This window comes from Neisseria sp. HMSC70E02 (assembly GCF_001838645.1).
Lineage (GTDB): Bacteria > Pseudomonadota > Gammaproteobacteria > Burkholderiales > Neisseriaceae > Neisseria > Neisseria macacae.
In genome coordinates, this window is the sequence record NZ_KV838074.1 from 79,243 (window position 1) to 80,575 (window position 1,333).

The following is a 1,333-nucleotide window of genomic DNA, read 5'->3' on the forward strand; positions in this document are numbered from 1 at the left end:
GGTCGTCTGAAAACTTTGAGATTTGAGTTTTGGAGAAACTCGCTCCCGACTTTTTCAGACGACCTTTGATTCAATCAAAACAGACTTGAGATAACCCAAGTAGCGTGGGCTTTGCCCACGAAACCTACCATCTGACAATTCAAATCAGACAACAGCCGAATAGACATCCATTTCGGCATTTATCTCGCGGGCAAAGCCCACGCTACAGGTCATCTGAAAACCCGTTTCAAGCTTTATGCCAAACCAACCCTACGCCGACGATAACCGTCCGGCGACCGTCTTAATCAGACGAACCCGAAAACCTGAAGAAAAATAAGGAAGATGATGCAATGAAAAAACTGTTTTTGATGATATTCGGATTAATGGTTTCAAATATTTCTATTGCCAATCCGACATATGATGTGACAAACGGGGCTTTACAGAATGATCCCGCATTATGCAGCTATGGGTACAATCCCAACTGCTCTTCGGGCAATACCGCCCCTCCCCCTAAGAAAATCATCTATCACGATGTGGTCATCCCTCCAAAATTCGGGGCTTTAGCTTACAGTCAGAAAGCAGGAATTCTTGCAGGCGCTGTAAATCAAAATTCTCTAGACGCAGCAAAACAGGAAGCAGTCAAACGGTGTCAAAAAAGTAGCCGCAATACGCCGTGTAAAGTTATTGTCTGGGTCAGAAACGGCTGTCTCGCAGCAGCAGAAGGAAAGGTTAAGAACAGATTTCTTGTAACTCAAGCAGGAGGTAATCAGGGAACTGTAGAGCAGGCAGCTTTAAAAAATTGCCAAGATAGGGGAGGGGTAGACTGTAGAATTATTCAACCTGAAGTATGTGCTCTCCCGTGATTGGTATTTAAAGGAAGATGATGCAATGAAAAAACTGTTTTTGATGATATTCGGATTAATGGTTTCAAATATTTCTATTGCCAATCCGACATATGATGTGACAAACGGGGCTTTACAGAATGATCCCGCATTATGCAGCTATGGGTACAATCCCAACTGCTCTTCGGGTAATACCGCCCCACCTCCTAAAAAAATTATCTATCACGATGTTTTTGTGCCGCCTAAATTCGGGGCATTTGCTTACAGTCAAAAAGCAGGGCATCTTGCCGGTGCGGTAAACCAGAATTCCCTAGAAGCGGCAAAACGTGAAGCCATAAAACAATGCCAAAAAGGCAGTCGCAATACGCCTTGTAAAGTTATTACATGGGTGAGGAACGGTTGTATGGCAGCGGCAGAAGGGAAAACAAAAGACAGATTTGTTTTATCTGATGTGGCAGGAGCACAAGGTACTGTCGAACAGGCAGCTTTAAAAAATTGCCAAGATAGGGGAG

The 1,333-nt window shown here is 44.0% G+C and carries 2 protein-coding genes; both read left to right on the forward strand.

What is annotated here, in order from left to right:
• Window positions 1-329 precede the first annotated feature (329 nt).
• Window positions 330-842 (forward strand): DUF4189 domain-containing protein, encoded by a 513-nt coding sequence (locus HMPREF3277_RS03060; protein WP_003755611.1) that lies wholly within the window; start codon window positions 330-332, stop codon window positions 840-842.
• A gap of 25 nt (window positions 843-867) precedes the next feature.
• Window positions 868-1,333: DUF4189 domain-containing protein (locus tag HMPREF3277_RS03065; RefSeq protein ID WP_070603028.1), on the forward strand; the 466-nt coding region annotated here is incomplete at its 3' end.